This is a genomic window from uncultured Campylobacter sp. (genome assembly GCF_938040115.1).
Lineage (GTDB): Bacteria > Campylobacterota > Campylobacteria > Campylobacterales > Campylobacteraceae > Campylobacter_A.
The window spans coordinates 1-2,616 of the sequence record NZ_CALHXD010000265.1 but is presented as its reverse complement, the minus strand read 5'-3'; the positions used below and the strand labels follow the sequence as shown (position 1 = coordinate 2,616).

The window sequence follows — 2,616 nt, the reverse complement described above, 5'->3', positions numbered from 1 at the left end:
TAGTCTATACTTGCCTTATCCTTGTATGCGTCCAGCGTTTGGCGGTTTTCGATGTAGGCGTTTAGCTTTTTTTGATTTTCTTCAAAAAAGCTCTGAAAGTCCTGCTCGCTCGTCATCTTTTCTTCGCCGAATTTATCCAAAAGCACGTTTGACGTACCTGTTAGCACGAGGTAGCGTCTGTCAAGGTGCTGAAAAAGAACGACTTTGTTCGTATCATCAAGCGGTTTTTCGTAGATTATCTCCACGCCTTCGTCGCTTTTTACCTTTTCAAACCAGCCGTTTTCGCGCTTTGTTTTTATCATTTTTTGCTTATTTTTTAGCTTTGCCTTGACGAACAAAAGCACGACTAAAAGTAGCGCCAAAACGCCCAAAACCGAGTAATATCTATAATCAATCATATCACTCATGCCTTGCGTCATGAAATTTGCGTCGCCGTTTTGCATGCCTAAATTTAAGCCGGCACCTTGAGCAGACGGGGTCAAATTTGATGCATTTTGATCGCCGGATAAATTCGTTGCTTCGGTTATATTTTCTCTAGTTTCTTGTGGCGAGAGCGCAGTTGCGGCGGCTGAGTTCGCTGCATTTTCAGGCGTCACACGTATGCGCAGGCCAAAGCCGTCGGTGGTTTTTGACGCGCTAACGGCCACCTGAGTGTCGCTTTTTATCACGAGGGCTAAATTTTGCCCCCTAGGCTCAAACAAAAGCTCTTGCAGTATGCTTGAGTTTACGCTTTTTTCGATATTTTGGTCGTTTTGCAGGTCTTTAAAAAGCAGGGTTATCGCGCCGTCTTTGCGCTCTTGCAGGATCGCTCCGCTATAAGGCGCGTCAAAGCTAAGCATGATATCGACGCGGTCACTGCGCTCGTAAATGTTGTAAGTAGATAAATTTGACCCCCAAAGTGCGGCGAAAAACAACAAAAGCGCGGCGAAAATCCTCATAACTGCTCTCGTTTAAAGTACTGGATGACGGATTTTGAGTCTAGGATTTCATTTATCCTGATTGCGAGGTTTTTTTCGTAGACCATTACTTCGCCCTTGCCAAAAATTCGGTTGTTTATAAAAAGCTCCACGCTCTCGCCTGCAGGCTTTTCTAGATCGATTACCGAACCAACTTCGAGCTTTAAGAGCTGTTTTACGCTAATCGTCGTGGTGCCTAGCTCCGAGATAAAATCCACGCCGATATCCATCAGCTCGTCGTAGCTTTTAAAAAGCCCGCCGCGCTCCTGCAACATCTCCTGAACCCCTTGCAGCGCCGTTTCTACGGCGGTTACTTCTTGTAGTTCTTCGCTCATATTTTTTTGTATCCTACTTGAAATGTTCTATTTTTGATTTTATAGACGCGTTTGTCGTCTAGTTTGACGTGAAAGCTCGTCCTGCCTAGATACTCGGGAGTGCCTAGTTTATAGGCGTTTGCTTCGCGTTCGTTTAGTAGATTTTTAGCGTAGCCGATCGTGAGATTTGCCGCCTCTTTGCAGATGTCGCTTAGCTCGTCTTCGGCTAGTTTATCGACGCCAAGAAGCACGCTAGCAAAGCGATTTAGCGTATCTTTTTTAAAGTAAAGATAAAAGTGAAACTCCTCTTTGCCCTTAAAAATCGGCAAACTCGATCCGTAAAATTCCCCCTCCGCGCTCTTTGCGCTCTCTACCTTGTAGCCCAGGGTATCCTCGCACAGATGCTTGATCCCAAGCTCCGCAACGTCCATCATCGCGCCGTCCTTTAAACAAAATTTTATAATTATACTTAAATTTAACGCAAACGCCGCTAAATTTAAAAAAGTTTATTGATTTGCTTTATCAGCTCTTCGCCCTCAAATTTGGCCGTGAGCTTTACTATCTCGGTGCCGATTATCGCGCCGTCGGCATAGGTTTTTACCTCGTCGGCGTCGTTTTTATTTTTCACACCAAAGCCTACCGCGACAGGCAGATCGCTTCTTTTTTTTAGACCCTCTACTAGCGCTTTTAGTCGCTCCTCGCTTGCTCGCTGCGAGCCGCTCACGCCGATAGCACCGAGCGCATAGACAAATCCCGAGCCGAATTTTAAAATTTTATCCGCGCGGTTTTGCGAAGTGACGCTGATTAGCGGGATGAGATCAAGGTCAAATTTAGCGCACAGTCCCGCCACCTCCTCGCTCTCCTCAAACGGCAGATCAGGGATGATGAAGCCAGCTATACCGACCTCTTTTGAGCGGGCGATAAAATTCTGTACGCCGTAAGCAAACACGATGTTAAAATACACGAGAAAAACTACGGGTTTATTTATCTTGCCTTTGCACTCCTCTAGCATGGCAAATATCGCGTCCGTATTTACGCCCTTTGTGGCGGCTTCAAAGCTAGCTTGCGCGATGAGTTTGCCGTCTGCTAGTGGATCGGAGTAGGGGATGCCAAGCTCTAGTAGATCCAGGCAACTGCCGTCTAAATTTAGTAAAAACTCCTTAGTCGCTTTGGCGCTAGGATATCCCGCCACGACGTAACCGATGTTTGCTTTTTTGCCGACAAACGCGTCTTTTACCTTAGCCATAAATTTTTCCTTTCTCGTAGCTCATCACGGTGTTTATGTCCTTGTCGCCGCGTCCCGAGACATTTACGACGATGACGCTTTTTTTCGTCAAATTTGGGCA

The 2,616-nt window shown here is 46.1% G+C and carries 4 protein-coding genes; all 4 read right to left on the bottom strand.

Going from position 1 to position 2,616, the window contains the following annotated elements:
- Positions 1-938, bottom strand: a 938-nt coding sequence (locus tag Q0314_RS08915; RefSeq protein ID WP_298058362.1) for an excinuclease ABC subunit A, incomplete at its 3' end; no start/stop codon positions are given.
- Positions 935-1,231, bottom strand: coding sequence for a flagellar motor switch protein FliN (fliN, locus tag Q0314_RS08910; protein WP_034957998.1), 297 nt, complete (start codon positions 1,229-1,231; stop codon positions 935-937). The genes fliN and Q0314_RS08915, both read right to left, overlap by 4 nt.
- 56 nt (positions 1,232-1,287) lie before the next feature.
- Positions 1,288-1,701, bottom strand: coding sequence for a chemotaxis protein CheX (locus Q0314_RS08905; protein ID WP_298058363.1), 414 nt, complete (start codon positions 1,699-1,701; stop codon positions 1,288-1,290).
- A 65-nt stretch (positions 1,702-1,766) separates the two neighbouring features.
- Positions 1,767-2,516 (bottom strand): tryptophan synthase subunit alpha, encoded by a 750-nt coding sequence (trpA, locus tag Q0314_RS08900; protein WP_298058360.1) that lies wholly within the window; start codon positions 2,514-2,516, stop codon positions 1,767-1,769.
- Positions 2,517-2,616 lie beyond the last annotated feature (100 nt).